General features: G+C 45.3%; 12 protein-coding genes. All 12 read right to left on the bottom strand.

Going from position 1 to position 17,610, the window contains the following annotated elements:
- Positions 1–5: 5 nt before the first annotated feature.
- Positions 6–2,969 carry a discoidin domain-containing protein gene (locus ACRQ5D_RS27515; protein ID WP_432327271.1) on the bottom strand — a complete coding sequence of 988 codons (2,964 nt, stop codon included), beginning with the start codon at positions 2,967–2,969 and terminating at the stop codon, positions 6–8.
- A gap of 310 nt (positions 2,970–3,279) precedes the next feature.
- On the bottom strand, positions 3,280–5,556 hold the full coding sequence (locus ACRQ5D_RS27520) for a GH92 family glycosyl hydrolase (protein WP_091162748.1): 2,277 nt from the start codon (positions 5,554–5,556) through the stop codon (positions 3,280–3,282).
- Positions 5,557–5,603: 47 nt separating this feature from the next.
- A complete protein-coding gene (locus ACRQ5D_RS27525) occupies positions 5,604–5,867 on the bottom strand; it encodes a hypothetical protein (protein ID WP_431198471.1) in 264 nt (87 codons plus the stop codon).
- Positions 5,864–6,802 (bottom strand): hypothetical protein, encoded by a 939-nt coding sequence (locus ACRQ5D_RS27530; protein WP_431198472.1) that lies wholly within the window; start codon positions 6,800–6,802, stop codon positions 5,864–5,866. Before ACRQ5D_RS27530 ends, ACRQ5D_RS27525 begins: the two co-directional genes overlap by 4 nt.
- 10 nt (positions 6,803–6,812) lie before the next feature.
- Positions 6,813–7,985 carry a prolipoprotein diacylglyceryl transferase gene (locus ACRQ5D_RS27535; protein ID WP_091162746.1) on the bottom strand — a complete coding sequence of 391 codons (1,173 nt, stop codon included), beginning with the start codon at positions 7,983–7,985 and terminating at the stop codon, positions 6,813–6,815.
- A gap of 82 nt (positions 7,986–8,067) precedes the next feature.
- Positions 8,068–10,725, bottom strand: coding sequence for a SusC/RagA family TonB-linked outer membrane protein (locus ACRQ5D_RS27540; protein ID WP_432329884.1), 2,658 nt, complete (start codon positions 10,723–10,725; stop codon positions 8,068–8,070).
- On the bottom strand, positions 10,650–11,159 hold the full coding sequence (locus ACRQ5D_RS27545; protein ID WP_432327274.1) for a carboxypeptidase-like regulatory domain-containing protein: 510 nt from the start codon (positions 11,157–11,159) through the stop codon (positions 10,650–10,652). Before ACRQ5D_RS27545 ends, ACRQ5D_RS27540 begins: the two co-directional genes overlap by 76 nt.
- Positions 11,160–11,200: 41 nt before the next feature.
- Positions 11,201–12,907: a RagB/SusD family nutrient uptake outer membrane protein gene (locus ACRQ5D_RS27550; RefSeq protein WP_091162929.1), complete on the bottom strand. Its 1,707-nt coding sequence runs from the start codon at positions 12,905–12,907 to the stop codon at positions 11,201–11,203.
- A 28-nt stretch (positions 12,908–12,935) separates the two neighbouring features.
- Positions 12,936–16,034 (bottom strand): SusC/RagA family TonB-linked outer membrane protein, encoded by a 3,099-nt coding sequence (locus tag ACRQ5D_RS27555; protein ID WP_091162928.1) that lies wholly within the window; start codon positions 16,032–16,034, stop codon positions 12,936–12,938.
- Positions 16,035–16,130: 96 nt separating this feature from the next.
- Entirely contained in the window at positions 16,131–16,922 is a 792-nt protein-coding gene (locus tag ACRQ5D_RS27560) for a DUF4961 domain-containing protein (RefSeq protein WP_432329886.1), read from the bottom strand.
- Positions 16,883–17,134, bottom strand: coding sequence for a hypothetical protein (locus ACRQ5D_RS27565; RefSeq protein WP_432327277.1), 252 nt, complete (start codon positions 17,132–17,134; stop codon positions 16,883–16,885). The genes ACRQ5D_RS27560 and ACRQ5D_RS27565 overlap by 40 nt, the downstream gene beginning before the upstream one ends.
- A 24-nt stretch (positions 17,135–17,158) precedes the next feature.
- Positions 17,159–17,602, bottom strand: a complete 444-nt coding sequence (locus tag ACRQ5D_RS27570; RefSeq protein WP_091162744.1) for a DUF5004 domain-containing protein — start codon at positions 17,600–17,602, stop codon at positions 17,159–17,161.
- Positions 17,603–17,610 lie beyond the last annotated feature (8 nt).

A 17,610-nucleotide genomic window follows, 5' to 3' on the forward strand; every position in this document is an offset into this window, starting at 1 on the left:
TATTATTACTTTTCCGTTATTACCGGATCGTTATAAGGCTGTACCAATAGCTTCAGCTTGTCCTTGCCCAGCAACGCTGCATCAAATTCAATCCAAATATCTTTTGATTCGCCCTTCATCAGCGAAAAATAGTTATCATTCATTATTGCGGGCAGTATCTGTTCGCCCGTGCCGGCTTTTGTTGCCTGTACGCGAATAGCAAATGCAGCCGCCTTTGATGAGGATGGGTTGCTGATCTTTGCATCCACATAATACTTGCCGTTAATTTGCTTTATGGTTGATGATACTTTCAGGTTAACCTTTGGCAGTTGGTTAATGGCGGTAAAATCTGTACGTTTATTACCCCGCCAGTAAAAATTATCTGATACCAGTTTTCCGTTTTTATCAATCAATCTTAGTTTGATGAAATGAACATCCGTAAGACTGCTGCTTTTCGGCACGCCGCCGTACACCTCAAAATCCCAAAGAGAGTAGCCCCAACCCGATCCGCGTTGTAATCCATACATACGCACGTATCGGCCTTTCACTTCATCAAAGGTAACCTGTTGAACACCGACATGCCCATCGCCGCTTTCATAAACATCTTTCCAGCTTTTGGCATCGTCAGATACCTGGATCTTGAAAGCTTTACCATATGCCTCCTCCCAGTTTAATTTCACGCCGTTTACTTCTTGCTCTTTACCCAAATCGACATAGATCCATTCGACATCATTTGAATTACTGGCCCACCTGCTTCCTGGATTACCATCCGTTACAGAACCGGCCTTACCCATGGTGGTTGATGATGCAAAAGCAGGTTTGTTTAGTGCCAAATTTTCGCGGTTATCAGCAAAAGCCATGGTAAAGCAATTCAGCGCTGTATTCGATGGCGCATCGATAGTTTTTGACTGGCTGTATTCTTTTACGATCTGTCCATCGCTGTTATAAACATCGGCATAAGCAATGAGGCTGTTTTCGGCAGTGCGAGTAGTGTTGATCACTTTAATAGCATTATTTACCGGGTTCCATTGAATATGCACCGGTTCGCAGGCTTTTTTAGCCCCCCAGTAGGCACCGGTGAGGTCATAGTAGTAATCGGTTTGCCACACCAATGAAGGATAGGCCGACTGGCTCATCCAGGTCATAATGCCCGAAGCATCTTCCCATATATTATCTTCCCAGCCCTCGTACATGGCTTTATTGGTTTCGATGTTCAGCAGCTGTGCTTTACGGCAATAATCTTCGATACCCGAAGCGGCTCCGTAACGGTTTTTAATTCCATCGTCGTACCTGTCGGGGCCTGCATTACCTGCGGACGGACCAAAGAAATGCAGGTTCCACATCTCATTGCGGGGCCACCATTTATCCTTCGGCATAAATTTCTTAAAGCTGTCGAAATTAGTAAACACCGCCGTACCTATCTCGCTGCGAAGACCCCAACCCTGGTTACCGCCAAAGCCATTAGGAAAACGGCTGAAATACCAGCGCGGATCAAAGTTAGTCCACGGACCGCTGCCTGTTAAATTCCCTGCATGCGAGTTAGATTGATAATACCTGTCGTTACCATCGTAAGCGCTAATGTCCTCACGAAGCCAGTTATTTAGCGGAGGTAAAGGCTCGCCCTCATTATCACCGCACCAAATGGCAATGGATGGATGGTTCCTGAACCGTTTTATTTTTTCGATGGCATTGGCATTGAAAGTATTTACATCATTAGGCAGGTTGGGGATAGAGTTAAGCCAGAAATCATCCCAGATCATGATGCCGTATTTATCGCAGGCATCATAAAATTCTTCATCCGTGGTTGAGCCTATCCAGTTGCGGATGATGTTAAAATTCATTTCCTTATGCAGACGCACTTTGGTATCATACTCGTCTCCCCGGCAACGCAGCATATACTCGGTCATCCCCCAATTGCCGCCCTTTAAAAATACTTTGGTGCCATTTACATATAAATGCAATACATGGCCTACGGTATCATAGCTGTATTTTTTGATGCCGAACCGGATCTGTTTGCTGTCAGATACTTCATCGCCCAATTTCAGGCTTAAGTTACAGGTGTACAGGTTGGCATCGCCATAGCCATTGGGCCACCACAGTTTTGGGCCGTTGATCACCAGCTGCGAAAAATGTTTTGGGTCGATTTTTACCTCGGCATTGCTGTTAGCACCCACAAATATTTTTTGGGTAAACCGGATATTTCCAGGATTAATAACACCGGTCAAGGTCCCTGTTTGAAAAGTATCCGTGCTGTTTTTCACCTCAACCGAAACCGATACTTCAGCCCGGGCGGTAGTAGGCACATCTGTACGAATCCAGGGATCATTAATGGTAAGGCTACCTGTGTTGCTCAGGTAAACATCATCAGTAATGCCGCTATTGAGGCCCGGTACATAAGGCATCCAATCCCAACTGGCGCTGGGTATATATGTTGGGCTGGCATAATTTACCAATGGGTTCAGCGGACAGTAAACCAAAACAGCCAGCGTATTTGCCCCTGTTTTATTTACGAGTTTGGTTACGTCATACATGCCCCGCTGCATAAAACCATCTAAGCTACCTATCTTCTTCCCATTCAGGTAGATCTCGGCTTTGCGGTTAATACCTTTGAAATTAAGCCAGATTTTTTGTTTGGTGAAATTGGCGGGAGTATTAAACTCAGTACGGTACCAGAAATTGCGGTCGTACTTCTTTTTATCAACCTTATAAATATTATCGCCAAAATTGGGATCCTTTTCCAAACCGGCTGCTACGTATGATGAAAATACAGTACCGGGTACGATAGCCTTTACCCAATCAGTAGCGGCGTAACCGCTTTTGTAGATGTCAAGACTATCGGCTCCCAGGTCGGCCTGGGCTTTTACTTTCCATGTGATTTGTTTATTGGCGTTGTTGAGGTAAAAGATTTCCTGTGCTGATGCCGGGTTGAGCAGCAGCATCACCGAAGTAAGTAATAGAATTGACTTTTTTATTTTGTAAATATTGATCATAAAATCGTTTTAGCGGATATTCTTATAATTCTTATAGTAAACCGTCATTGTGAGGAACGAAGCAATCCCAAACTGTACAAAGCGGACCTGCTAATCGGGGATTGCTTCGTTCCTACCATGACATAATAAAAAATACAGTCATGCTGAACTTGTTTCAGCACCCCACATGCAAGGCCGCTTGCATAGCCGCTCAGCGCGTGGGATCCCGAAATAAATTCGGGATGACGGGTAGTGTAAATGTCATTTCACCTTCAGAGGCCTCCGGATTTAAACACTCGCAATGACGTTTTCCATATTCTTCTTAATTTTGTTATTGAGCTTTTGATAGCGAAAACGGCCTATCTTCAGAAGCGACACCCCGGTTTATAGCCGGTTTGTCGCCCATTTCAAAATGCAGTACACCGCCGTTCATAATATCGGCCTGGGTGATCCAGTTATGGGTATAAGGCTTGCCATTAAGCGTCGCCGACTGGATATACACGTTCTCCTTGTTGTTATTGTTAGCTTCTATCACGAACTTTTTCCCATTTTCCAAAGCGATGGTCATCTTTTTAAATAGCGGACTACCAATCACATACTGATCGGTACCGGGGCAAACACTGTAAAAGCCAGCGGCGCTCAACACAAACCAAGATGACATCTGTCCTTCATCCTCATCACCAGGGTAACCATTTTCGCCGGCGTTATACATCTTATCCATCACACTGCGCAAATGCTGCTGCGCCTTCCATGGCTGGCCGGCATAGTTGTACATGTAAAGCAAGTGATGAATAGGCTCGTTGCCCTGCGCATACTGCCCCATTTTAAAGGCAGCCATTTCCGTCATTTCGTGGATCACCTGGCCGTACCCTCCTACCTTGATGGTTCCAGGCTCAGTAAATACCGAATCAATCTTAGCAGTAAAGTTCTTCTCTCCGCCCATCAGGTTGATCAAACCCTGCGTATCCTGAAAAACAGACCAGGTCCAGTGCCAGGCATTACCTTCGGTATAGGGGCCACCCCAATCCATAGGGTCAAAAGGTTCAACCCAATTACCTTGCCCATCTTTCGCGCGCATGAAACGGGTTTTGGTATCAAACAGGTTTTTATAATTGTACATCTGCCGGGCAAAAACATCTTCATAAAATTTATTACCGGTGAGTTTCGCCAGTTGATATCCGCAAAAATCATCGTATGCAAACTCCAGCGTCCAGGCGGTTGAACCAAGGGTTTGCGGCGTAAAAGGCACATAACCATTGGCATAATATTCCTTCCAGCCCGGGCGGCCATTGGCACTCCCCCACGGACCTTTATTGGTAGCTTCATGATAGTAAGCCTCCAGGGCTTTTTTGGGGTCGAAGGTGCGGATCCCTTTTACCCAGGCATCGGTTAACAGGGATATGGCATGGTTCCCCAGCATCCCTCCTGTTTCACCCGGGAACGACCAGGCCGGCAACCAGCCGCATTGTTGTTGTGCATCAAGCAGCGCATTTACAAGCCGGCCTTCCATTTTGGGGTGCAACACCGTATTCAGCGGGAATTGAGCACGGAAAGTGTCCCAAAAACCATTATCGGTATACATATAACCGTCATGTACCTTGCCATCGTAAGGGCTATAATAGTATGGCTTCCCATCTTTATTATATTCAAAAAACTGGTGTGAGAATAGATTGGCGTGATACATGCACGAGTAGAAAGTCGCCTTCTGATCTTCCGTAGCCCCCTCAATGGCCATACGGCCAAGCAACTGGTTCCATACTTTATCAGCAGCTTTACGGGTATCATCAAATGATTTGTATTTACCCAGTTCAGTTGTCAAAGTAAGTTCGGCCTGCTCCGGGCTGATATAGGACGAAGCTACTTTGGCTTGTACCGTTTCTCCATCTTTAAATTTGATATAGGCCCCAATACCTTCGCCCTCTGCCGATCCGTTCTTTTCCGAAAGGGTATTCTTTTTATTTTCCCAGGTGCCGTAATCGGTAAAGGGCTTATCAAAAATAATGACAAAGTAGTTCCGGAAATCTTTAGGGGCCCAGCGGCAATTGTTTACGTAGCCTGTTATCTTCCGCTCGGCCGGGATAATTTTTACCCCGCTCATTTTAGTGTAGCCATCTAAAACAAGATAAGAGGCTTTACCTTTCGGGAACGAAAACCTCAGGTGTGCTCCCCGTTCGGTCGGCGACATTTCGGTTGTAATATTATTATCAAGTTTTACCTTGTAATAGCTGGGTTGAGCGATCTCGTTATCGTGGCTAAATGATGCCGCCCGTCCGTCTTCATTAACAACCAGTTTACCGGCAACCGGCATGAGCGAAAACACCGCATAATCGTTAACCCACGAACTGCACTGGTGCGATTGCTGAAAACCGCGGATAGTATGCTCAAAGTACTGATATTTCCATCCATCGCCGTTTTTGCCGGTTTGCGCCGTCCAGGTGTTCATGCCGAAAGGCAGCGAAGTAGCCGGATAGGTGTTACCGTACGAGAACTCGTATTTGGTATTGGTGCCCTGCCGGGTATTCACATACTTAACAAGGTTAGCCTTCTGCGCAAACAGGTTTCCGGCATACATAAGCGCAACTGCGCAAATAAGCGAACGTATTTTCATTGGGTTATATTAAACACTAATTCCATTCGTGCTCCTTCAATTCGAGCCTATTCGTGTTCATTAAATTTTACCCTGATAAATCTTGGCCTGTACAGGTTAGGGTATTTTTTCAGATCGTTTAAAAAATCAACGGAGTTAATATTGTAGCTGATCAGCAGTTCACCGGGCTTTGATAAGCTTGGATGCGCCTTGGCATTATAAACCACAAACGTTTTGGCGATAAGGTCAGGCTTGCAATCCCATAATTTAATGATCGGGCCAAACGGACCTACCGGGCTCGCACCTATGCGCATCCCCACCGATGTGGTCATCCCCCTACCTGGAATATCAGCGCGTAACGCCCATCAGGCAGCGGACTAAAACTTAACTCATTTGATACGCTGCTTGTTACATTGGCAACCTGTTCCATATCGGCAACCCAGGCTTTGCCATTATAGAAAGTCCACTTACTATAATCTTCAAAATCCCCGGGCAGTACACGGGCAACCATCAGGTGCTTGGCCATGCCACGTACCCCATAAACATAAATATAACCATCGGGCTTTGGCGCACCGGCTTCTTGGGTATTTACGTAAATGCCGGCACCAAAAGAGCCGCTTTCCCCTTTCTGATCTACCAGGTAAAACGGCGTATCCATTTGCTTCAGGTCTTTATACGGCGGCTTACTGTTTGCGGGGATTTTGATGAGTGTATTGCCAACTTCCCTGAAACCAAATGCTTCGTTGCTTACGTTATGCACCCTGTACCCAAAAATGTAGATATTGTTATTCAATGCCTGGTTTACAAAGCCATCGCCAAGCCAGTAGTAATCTGTAGCTCCTGTTTTAGGTGTATGGGGGATAAAAATAGACTCCGGTTTTCCTTTAGCATTTTTATCCCAATAAAATTTCATTTGTTTATCCAAAGGCTCGTTGCCTTTTAGTTCAGCTACCGCATTGTGGATCATGATGGCTCCCGGCGCCGTTGTGTTATCACGCACCGCGCCTATCATGCTGTCGCTGAAAACAAAAAGCACTTTATCGCTATGTTTTGCCTGGCCGGTCTCCTTCCCACTCAAAGGAATGGTATAAATACCATCGCCCCCAAACCAGCCCGAATCACGCTTTAACAGGGCCGACCATTCCGGCGCGGCCTCTACCTTAAATTTAATATCGGTAAGATTAACGGTATCAGCTTTTTGCGCAAAGGCCCTATTGGTTAAAACCAGGCCCAAACAAGCTAAACAAACAAGGGTAATTTTCTTCATTAAATAATATTTATACTGGTAAATGTTTATGATGATGGCTTTTGCGTTTAACAAACAGCGCAATAAAGCCTGTTAATCCACCCATCAGCATTAAAAAGCCAATGAAGCCGGCCTGGGTAAATGGCAAACCTAAAAAATGATAAACCGGGTTTATCCGGATCTGCTCTATCAAAAAACGCTCGGTACCGTTGAGCACAAGATACAGGAAAAACATAAAACCGGGTGTAACTATCCGTTTACGAAAAACCCACATCAGCAAAAACATACCAATGCAAAGTGCAGCCTCATAAAACGGCGTGGGGTATACCGGGTTAGCCAGTTGATTGCAATAGTTACCCAGGCAACCGGGCAGCAGTGTACCGGCATTGATAGCATTATGCGGATAATTGAACGCCCACATCCAATCGGGCAGCCAGCTTAAAAAACCGGGTTTTAGATGTGGGTTAACCTTACCCCAGTCACCGTCACCCGCCAGTTGGCAACCAATACGGCCAATGCCGTACGCCAGCATCATGCCCGGTGAACCGATATCGGCAAGGTGCACCAGTTTAATGTTACGCCGGTGGCCGATATACAAATAAGTCAATGCGCCAAAGATCAGGCCGCCGTAATAAGCAAATCCGTTGGCCGAAAATATAGTACCCAGCGGATCATATCTCAACCTGCCAAAATGCTCAACGATATCAAAAAGCTTGGCGCCAATGAAACCGAAAAATCCAACACTGAAAACAATCAGCCCCATTAATTGATAAGGGTGTACAGTATATTCGGTTGTTTGCGGTTTAGGCAATGCAAATTTCTTTCGATCGCGGTAAATCCAGAAGGCAAATGCACCTCCAATAAGTACGCCGGCTGTTAAATTCCCCTGCAATGAAAGGATATATGCCCGCGGGTTTGCAGCAAAAACCTGGTAGTTAAAAACGGCTCCAAAAAGTTTAAAGCCAAATAAAAAACCGGGCAAAAAATTAATGATCATTTCAGCTGCCGAAGCGGGTTTTCCGATGATTACCTTCCGCTTAAATGCACTGATCTTTCCAATGGCTTCATACCGTTTAAATTCTGAAGTAAACACTATGTAGGCAAATAGAAAGGCGAGTGCAATAAAAAAACCAAGCGTTTGGATAGGAAATCCAATCCGGATATGGAAGAGATAATATATCAGATCGCCGATGGTCGGAAACATATCCTAATTTAAAGTTTATCTGCCAAATCAAAAAGGAAGCCGGCACCGCACCGCCAGCTCCTTTTGGTTTATCTATTGGTTTTTAAAAACCGGCCTGGATGCCCAGGTTAATCACCCGCTGGTTAATGTACGCATCGCCCGCGGTATTGGTAGCAATTTCGGGGTCCTGCTGATATTTTTTGTAGTTATCAAACGTGAGCAGGTTATATGCGCTCATATAAATGCGGGCGTTATTAATCTTAAATGGTAACAGGTTGGTTGGCAATTGGTAACCTATATCAACGGTTTTTAACCGCACGTAATGTGCATTTAATAACCAGTAATCAGAAAAATAAGCCGTAGGGCTGTTTACGGAAGTTGGATTGGTAGTTAACCTTGGGAAGGCGGCATTAACCGGGTTTTCGGGCGTCCAGCGTTCCTGGTGAATGGGCTGAAACTGGCTTTGAAATGGTTCGATACCTGTACCAATCACCGCGAAACTGTAGTTAAACGATCCCTGCAAAAGCACACTTACACTAAAACCTTTGTAAACAGCCTGCAATGAAAGACCCAGTATGGTATTTGGCAGGTTTGGATTGCCTATCGGCCTTTTGTCAAAAACGTTAATAATGCCGTCACCGTTCAAGTCCTGGTATTTCAGATCGCCGGGCTGTAGTGGGATACCGTTATCAGGTACGGGTACCGATTTGCTTCCCGAATTGATGGCGGCAATATCGGCAGCAGTATAGTATCCCAAAAAGTGATAACCATATTGCTGCCCGATTGAATGACCGGTTTGCGCCAGCCATGGATATGCCGGCGTAGCCTCATCTTCATATAGGATCTTGTTTTTAGCGTACGAGAACACGAAACCAACGTTGTATTGTACTTTGCCAAGCGTGCTATGATAGCTGATCTGCCCGTCAAGGCCCTGGTTACGGGTTTTACCGATGTTTACGGCAGGCAAACCAACACCCAAAATCTCCGGTATACTCCCCGGTGTAATTAGCTGATTGTAACGGATATCGTGGAAATAATCGGCTGTGATGGATATTTTATCATTAAACAAGTTGGCATCCAGGCCTATGTCGATCTTTTTGGCACGTTCCCAAACTACGTTCGGATTGCCCAATGAGCCTTCATATATAGTATTGTAGTTTTGAGCTGTTTCGCCAAAATTGTAACCACCGCCCTGATTGTAGACCTGGTTATATACATAACGGTTACCCGGCGCTGCATCCGAACCAACCAAACCATAACTGCCCCTTATTTTCAAAAGACTAAACATAGGGAGAGCCTTTTCAAAGAACGACTCTTTGGCGATGTTATAACCAAAGCTCACAGCCGGAAAAATCCCAAAGCGATGATTAGCGGCAAAGCGGTCGGTGCCGTTATAGGCTACGTTAAAGTCGAACAGAAATTTCTGTTTAAAGTCATATCCCACCTTGCCCGATATACCGCGGAACTTTTGCGGCACACCAACCTGCGCGCCATCAAGTAGCGGATAGGTGAAATACGTTTGCGAAGTTTGATTGAACAACAACAATCCCGAAAAATGGTGCGAACCACGGAATGTCCTGTCGTAGTTGGCATAAAGCTGCAGGTTGTAATTATTGGTATTGATATCGGTGCTGCCCGTTAAAGCATAAGTTTGATACACATAAGTAGCACCCGGCCTTAAGGAATATTGATTAGTAGCCGGATCGTAATGATAGGCAGGGATACCACCGTTAAAAATTTGCTTGGTAAATTGTGCAATGCTCGAATAAGCAACCCTGCCCGTTACCGAAAGGCCATTGGTTAAAGCATCAAGCCTTTGCGTAGCACCAAAAAGTACATTAAAATCGGTACGGCGGGAGTGTTGATAGCCTCCTGTTGCCAGCCTGGCGTTAAGCGTTGGCAGGTGATCGGGATTAAATGATGAATAGGCGTATGAATAACTTCCGTTAGGATTAAGATATGGCGCCGTAAAAGGCGTTTCCTTGGTAAAATTATATACCTCGCTTACGGCGTTCTGGTTATAAGGCTGGTTCAGATCCGAAAAACGGGTGGTAATGTCCAGTCGCAGATCAAGCGTTTTATTGGCTTTCAGATCGAGGTTTGAGCGAAAGTTATAGCGTTTAAAATAGTAATTGGTATTCACCAAACTTTGCGGATCGGCAAAATCACGTACCAGGCCATTCTGGTTTAGCGCGCCACCCGAGATGAAATATTTTACCCCGGTTGTACCACCCGAAATATCCAGGTTGGCATTGGTTTGATAGGTGTACTTCTTAAAAATTTTATTATACCAATCAACATTGGGGTGACCGTATGGATCGGATCCATTTTTAAAGAGGTCAAGGTCCTGCTGGGTAAAGCTAAGCGGGATGCCGTCATTATGCTGGGCCTCATTAATCAATACCGCTGTATTATATGAATCTAAAAACTGCGGCGTTTTAGTAGGCTGCTGGATGCCGCTTTCCACACGAAGGTTCACTTTAGGGGTGCCGGCCTTGCCGCGGCGGGTGGTCACCACCAATACGCCGTTAGCGCCTTTGATACCGTAGATAGCTGTAGTTGACGCGTCTTTCAGAATCGAGATGCTCTCTATCTCATTAACATTGATCTGCTGCAGCTGGTCATAGCTATACTCGATGTCATCTACAATAATCAGTGGCTGGTTACCCGACGGGTTTAGCGAGCTTACCCCGCGGATATAAAAATCGGAAGCATCCTTACCCGGCTGGCCCGAACCCTGCTGCGAAAAAAGCCCGGCAATTTACCGGTTAAAGCATTTTGCACGTTGGCCGTTGGCACGGTACGGATCTCACTGGCCGAAATGGAACTTACAGCACCGGTATTAGTGATCCTTTTTTTGGTTCCGTAAGCTACTACGGCTACTTCATCCAAACCGTTGGTATTGGTTTGCAGGATAATATCCATCCTGCCCGATTCCGATACACGGAGCTCACGCGGGATATAACCAATAAAACGCACAATGATGGTATTTGACTGCCCTTTAAGAACAAGCCTGAACTTACCACCCTGATCTGTAATAGCACCATTATTCGGAACACCTTTTTCAATTATCGATACCCCTGGCAATACCCCGGTAATATCGCGTACAGTACCTGTTACGGTCCTGCTTTGCGCAAATGACACCGCCGGGAGCAAGATCATTAATATCTGGAAGAGAAGTATTATTTTTCTCATAAAGCTTAATTTTTTTGGTTTAACTGGCTGAAGTTTTGAGATTACCATCCTGGATTTTGTTTCATATTCGGGTTCTTCAAAACCTCGTCATAAGGTATTGGGTACAGGTACATCTTAGGCGCTTCGAATTTGGTAGTGAGCGCATTCACCACGTTATAGGTAAGGCTGGAGCCTATCTTCACAATGCTGATCCCCTTTTGCGGCTGGTTCATAACCGTTTCAGCAATTTTCCAGCGGCGGATATCCCAGTAGCGGTTCTCTTCAAAAGCCATTTCCAGGCGCCGCTCATTTTGGATGATGGCGCGCATCTCCGCTTTGCTCATACCGGCTTTAAGCCCGTAATTGCCGGTGCCCGCATCTATCCCTGCCCTTTTCCTGATGCTGATAACAGCATTATAAACCTCGGGAGTTGCTCCGGCCGATTCATTGAGTGCTTCGGCATAGCCTAAAACAACATCAGCATAGCGCAGGATCTGCCAGTCTATGACATGAGCGGCGTAGGCATTGGTGTTTTCAAAATTGCCCATGAACTTGCGCATGTAATAGCCTGTTTTGGTTTGTTGTAATGAGCCGTTGGGTTTGCTGGCCCCTCCTTCGTACAATTGCAGATCTGAGTTAAGCCATCTTGCACCGTTATAGAGCACGGTATATGTTAAGCGCGGGTCGCGGTTCTGGTAAGGGTTGTCCGGGTTATAACCTGATGCCGGATCAGTAATAGCCAAACCGCTTTTCATGGGGAAGGCATCAACCAATTGTTGTGTAGGACTGGTTTGCCCCTTGCCTACTGCCCCGGTAAATCCAACGGGACCGTTAGTGGTTTCAATCGAGGATGAATTATCTGTTTGCCGGATAAATATATTTTCAGAGCTGTTTTGAGTCAGAAATACATCTTTAAAGCTGGGCAATAACGAATAAACATTCAGGTCCATTACCGCTTTCTCAGCAGCAGCAGCCTGTGCCCACCTGTCGGAGCTGAAATCGGTATAACCGGTTAGCGGATTTGAGGCATCAATATTCTGTCCGTTAAATAACGGGCTTGCCGCATATAGCAGTACTTTGGCCTTTAAAGCCATGGCGGCACCTTTGGTAGGGCGGTGATAATCAGCATTAGGGTTGCTCAGCGGCGCGCTCATCAGGGTGTCCTTAATGGCATCGCATTCGCTTACAATGTATTTGATACAATCGGCAAAGGAATTACGGGGCAAGGCTACATTATCTGTTATAGTAAACACCTTGTTGCCCAATAAGGGAACGCCACCGTAACGTTTAACCAGCTCAAAATAATATAGCGCCCTTAAAAAACGGGCCTCGCTTTTCCATACATATTTCATGGAATAACCATGATATTGGGCCAGCACCGGCACTACATCAATATTATTCACAAACTCATTTGCCTTGCGGATGCCTGCGTAATAATAAGCCCAAAGGTTTTCGCCGGCGGGGATAGTATATGAATTATAAGATGCTGTTGAAAGTATGGTTACTACATTTGATGATACCGAAGCCGATGACATGGCATCATCACTGGCCGCGTCAAGGTAGTCGTTCCCTACCCTGTTGTGCCCGTTTTGGAGCGCTGCATAAATCCCATACAGGAACATTTGGGCATTGGTGCCTAAGGAATCTTTTTTATCAAACACGTAATTGATAGTAACCTTATCAACCGGGAACTGCTCATATTTTTTACAGCCGGCCATTATGGTTAAGATGCCGGCGGCCGCTAAAATTATTTTGTTGAAACTCTTCATGATCGTAATATTTTTATGATGGCCAAAATCAAAGCTTAATGTTAACGCCGGCATTTATTACCCTTTGAATTGGGTAAGCAGTACCGTATACCTCCGGATCAAAATCTTTGTAGCCATACAGTGTATACAGGTTTTCGCCGTTCACAAATATTCTCAAACCCGATAGCCTGAGCTTATGCGCCCACTCATAAGGCAGATTGTAACCTACTTCGGCATTTTTAAGCCTCACATAATTGCCCTTGCGCAGGTACAAGGTTGAGTTGGCGGTATTATTGGCGTTACCTATTGATAACCTTGGCGCAGTAGCCGTAGCAGCGGTTTCGGGTGTCCACCGGCCTAAAATGGTGTTGTACGCCTGCCCGCTGTAAGTAAGCCCGAGGAAACCCACACCTGCAAAGCCGTTCACCTGCGAGTTATTGAACATCAGCTCACGGTTCGCTACGCCCTGTAACAGGAAACTCAGGCTAAAACCTTTGTAATTGAAACCCGCCGAAAAGCCATAATAAACCAGCGGCCGGTTACCGCCTATAGCCGAAACATCAAACTGGTTGATAATATGATCGCCGTTAAGGTCTTTGTATTTTACATCTCCTGCCTGCGCGGTGTAACCGGTAGTTGTTGCACTGGTGGCAGCATCCTGGGCATCCTTGAAATAACCGATAGCCGTGTAACCATAAATAGCGTTGGTTGAGCGACCGGTGTGCCTGAGCCATGGGTAAGGATATGGCTCTTCGTCGCTAAAAATAATTTTAGACGATTGGATAGAGGCATTACCCGAAATGAAGTAATTGAAATTTTGGATGTGATTTTGATAAGTTAAAGTAAGTTCAGCGCCTTTGTAAAGATTAATACCTAAATTTTCATAAGGATATGAGGTACCCAACAAAGCAATACTGTTTCCTCTAACCTGCAACAGATCGTAATACCTGTCGTGGTAATAATCGGCAGTAATATTGAAATGATTATTAAACAGGGAGATATCGGCCCCTATATCCAGCTTGCGGGCTTTTTCCCAACGGATGTATGGGTTGGCCAATGTGTTTTCAAAATAACCCTGTACCGGGCTTTTGCTGGTACCTGTGCTGTATGAATAGCCCTGCGAAGGGCCGTAGGTTTGCAAAAAATTATAGTAACCGTAATTATCTACGTTGTTGTTTCCGGTTTTACCATAGGTGGCGCGCCATTTCCATGAGTTTATCCAGCTGAAATTATCTTTAATAAAATCTTCTTTACCCATTTGCCAGCCAATACCGCCGGCGTAAAACAAGCCATATTGATTGCCCGGAGGATAACGGTTATAACCGCTGCTGTTGGCGGCCGCTTCAATAAAGTATTTACCGTCATAATTATAACCTGCTTTTAATGCACGGTTTGTTGTTACCTGCGAAAGGTCATAGTTTAATACAACCGAGCGTACATCATACAGTGCCATACCGGTTATATTGCTTTTACCAAAAGTCCTGTCGTAATTAACTGATGCCTGGGCAAACGAGTAGCGGGCGCTTGAAACCGTACTGAACGAATTGTTTTGCGCAACTGATGAGCCCACTGCCGAATAAGAACTGTCGGCGTTAAAAGAATAGGCATTATTTTGCAATGAGCGATTTAAAAAACTTTGCGATGAAAAAGCAAGGTTGCCTTTTGCCTTTGCCGATAAGCCTGGTGTTATGCTGCTGAGGTTATAATTCAGATCGAGGTTGGCCAGTACATCATTGCTGCTGGTGCGCTGATAGCCTGAAAACTCGGTTTGCGAAAGCAGGTTGTTGGTATATGTTGTTGTACCGCCAAATGTGTTATTTGGATTATAAAGCGGATATGCATTGTTTGGCGTGCTGTAAAGAGCGCCCAATATGTTTCCATACCCTGCCCCTGGCTGCGTGCTTTGCTGGATACGGCCAAATAACTGAAGATCGACAGTAAATTTTTTGGTTACGTTAACCGCGAGATCGGAGTTAATGATATAGCGGTTAAGATCATTATTGGTGTTGTAGGGTACAGCTGATGCGGTGCGGAACATCCCGGCCTGGTCAAGGTAGTTTAATGACACGCTGTACCGCGCTACCTGGGTACCGCCGTTAACATTAAGCTTGTAGCTGGTCATCGGCGAATTATCGCGTAATATGGTTTTAAACCAGTTAACATCCGGATGTCTTAAAGGGTCGGTGTGGTTGCGGTAGGCGTTAAAATCGGCACTGCTGTAAAGGGCCGGCTTACCATCGTTTTGTAACGCTTCGTTATATAAATACGCATATTGATAAGCAGGCAGCGGGTTTGGCAAGCCTAAAGGCTGCTGGGTGCCCGTTTGTGCAGTGAATGAAATATGCGGCGTACCCACCTGACCGCGTTTAGTAGTAATAAGTAAAGTACCGCGCGAACTGTTGATGCCCAGCATCATATTTGAAAGCGCGTCCTTTAATACCGAAACCGATTCGATACTTTCCGGATCAAGCGACGCTATCTCACGCTGAACACCATCGATAATCGTTATCGGCCCCTGTCCTCTTAATGAAAGGCCGAACTCGGTATTGTCATTGGCCGAATAATTATTGTGCTGCACTACCGCCCCGATAAAATCATTTACAGTCTGCACGCCGGTTTGAGGTGCGGCGAAACCGCTATACTGCTGGGTATACAAACCGGGGAGTTGCCCGGGTAAAGCATAGGTATATAAAGTTGCAGGAGTGCTGGTAAGCTGATTGGTATAGATAGTTGATATGGCACCCACATTTTTTGATGTGCTGATGGTATCATAAAGCACATTGATGGTTTTAGGTGCCTGAATATAGCTATCTATGAGCCTCACCGTTAATTTAGCAGTGTTTTTAACAGTAACTTGCCGGGCGTTATAATTCGCGGCGGTAAATACCAGCGCATCTCCCTTTATGGCGTTGATGGCAAACATGCCGTCTTTACCGGTAGTTAGGGTACTATTTTTTCCTTTATTAATTACTTTAACACCCTGTAGTGGGTTACCATACTCATCAAGTACAATACCGCTTACCTGACCGGGCCGTGCAGGCGCCACGGAAGCTGTATCCTGCTGCATGGCTGCATAGCTGGTTTTAACCAGTAGCAGCATCAACAGCGTGATACCTGTTAAACATTTATTTATGTAGCAATAAGCCATATTTTTCAGGTTTAAAATTGTTGGCAAAAGGTTTAAATATCGTTTTAGCAAAAGCAATATTGTGTAGTGCATCTGCTTGTTTATTTCATTTACAGATCAACCGCATTTAAATGTATAGGTGAACGGGGCATCAGTATTACCATACCCTACCTTTACCTTGCCCGTTTTATCTGTAAGGAAGTACTCCATTCTTGTGATGGTTTGCGTATCCCCTGCATTAAAGAATGATCTCGGCCAAAACGTAAGCTGGTACTTTTTACTGGTGGCAGTAGTTTGTTTCAATAATGTTTTAGTGGTTTGCTCACAAACTTTTATGGTTTTGCCATCGCTGGTGTAGGCCGTTGCGCACAGGTAAACTTCACTTGCGCCGCTTAACTGTGTATCGGTAACTGTACCATCAAAAGTCAGGGTTACAAAATCGTTATCCAATGATTTTGGCGGATCGATAGTGGTAAGCTGCGGGTTACAAAAGTCAACCAGGTCACCGCTGCCGCCGGTTACTTCAAAACAGGTATTACCAAGCAGCACACTGTAATAAGTACCGTTGCCATCGCTGGTAAAACCGTTACCGCTGTCGGTTATGGTATAGCCCAGTTTAACCAACATGTTATTATTATCAGCGCCTACTTTTGTTTTAATATTCAGGTCGACAATAAACTCTACCCCACCGGTATGGCTGTAGGCTTTATCAGTTTGGTAAGCCACCCATTCCATGTCATCAATAAGGTTACCACCGTTACCGAAAGTTTTTTTCATGTATGCCGACCAGGTAAGGCCGTCGCCCTTTTTAGGTAAAGTACCGTCGGGTATCAGGGACATGGTTCCGTTACCTTGTTTGCTGGTGTAAGTTATAGTGGTATTCTGCGCTGCCTTCCAGCCTTTAGGCACCAAAAACCAAAAATGAGGTAGTCGGGGCCTCCATCTCCCACGGTAGGGATATCACAGTGTACCGTTATCGGCACAACTGAACCTACGGTAGCTGTGGCCGGCTGATCAACACTGGTAATTTGTTCGCCACAGCAGGCTAAAGCAATACCCAGCACCACCAAAGCACACAGCTTCCATAAATTTTTACCTTTTATATGTAAATATGATCTCATAATTTATCGGTTGCTTTTAGTTTATCAATTGGCTTTTTCAAGCACGTACACATAAGTATTATTGGTACAGCCCGGACTGAAGGTTATGCTTAGCTGCCTCTTGCCGTTTACTATAGGATAAGTAAAAGCTGTTGAAACCGGCTTATCGCCCGTGGCAGTAAAGGTGATCTTAAACGGATACTGCGGATCATCAAGTGCAAAAGCACCGTCCTTGCTTACCAGGAAGGGCAATTTGTTCACCAGTGTATACCCTTTATCGGTAAAGCTGATCCTGAACTGGCTAAAATCAATAATGGAGGTTAAATCGGTGCCATTACGGGTAGCTTTGATCACCCGCCAGTTGCCGGCGATATCCTTGGGGGCCTCGCTTCCGGGAACTATCTTTTCGGTTTTACATGATGATACTGTCATCATAAAGACAGCTATCAACAGCAGGTAAAACCATTTTGCTTTGTAATTATATTTCATATCAATAC

It is taken from the genome of Mucilaginibacter sp. P25 (assembly GCF_050859465.1).
Taxonomy (GTDB): domain Bacteria; phylum Bacteroidota; class Bacteroidia; order Sphingobacteriales; family Sphingobacteriaceae; genus Mucilaginibacter; species Mucilaginibacter gossypii.

Bases quoted from the DNA above. Each gene is read 5' to 3' on its own strand.
- ACRQ5D_RS27555 (WP_091162928.1), bottom strand. From the start codon at position 16,034: ATGGCTTATTGCTACATAAATAAATGTTTAACAGGTATCACGCTGTTG.
- ACRQ5D_RS27545 (WP_432327274.1), bottom strand. From the start codon at position 11,159: ATGAGAAAAATAATACTTCTCTTCCAGATATTAATGATCTTGCTCCCG.
- ACRQ5D_RS27550 (WP_091162929.1), bottom strand. From the start codon at position 12,907: ATGAAGAGTTTCAACAAAATAATTTTAGCGGCCGCCGGCATCTTAACC.
- ACRQ5D_RS27570 (WP_091162744.1), bottom strand. From the start codon at position 17,602: ATGAAATATAATTACAAAGCAAAATGGTTTTACCTGCTGTTGATAGCT.
- ACRQ5D_RS27520 (WP_091162748.1), bottom strand. From the start codon at position 5,556: ATGAAAATACGTTCGCTTATTTGCGCAGTTGCGCTTATGTATGCCGGA.
- ACRQ5D_RS27535 (WP_091162746.1), bottom strand. From the start codon at position 7,985: ATGTTTCCGACCATCGGCGATCTGATATATTATCTCTTCCATATCCGG.
- ACRQ5D_RS27565 (WP_432327277.1), bottom strand. From the start codon at position 17,134: ATGAGATCATATTTACATATAAAAGGTAAAAATTTATGGAAGCTGTGT.
- ACRQ5D_RS27525 (WP_431198471.1), bottom strand. From the start codon at position 5,867: ATGACCACATCGGTGGGGATGCGCATAGGTGCGAGCCCGGTAGGTCCG.
- ACRQ5D_RS27515 (WP_432327271.1), bottom strand. From the start codon at position 2,969: ATGATCAATATTTACAAAATAAAAAAGTCAATTCTATTACTTACTTCG.
- ACRQ5D_RS27530 (WP_431198472.1), bottom strand. From the start codon at position 6,802: ATGAAGAAAATTACCCTTGTTTGTTTAGCTTGTTTGGGCCTGGTTTTA.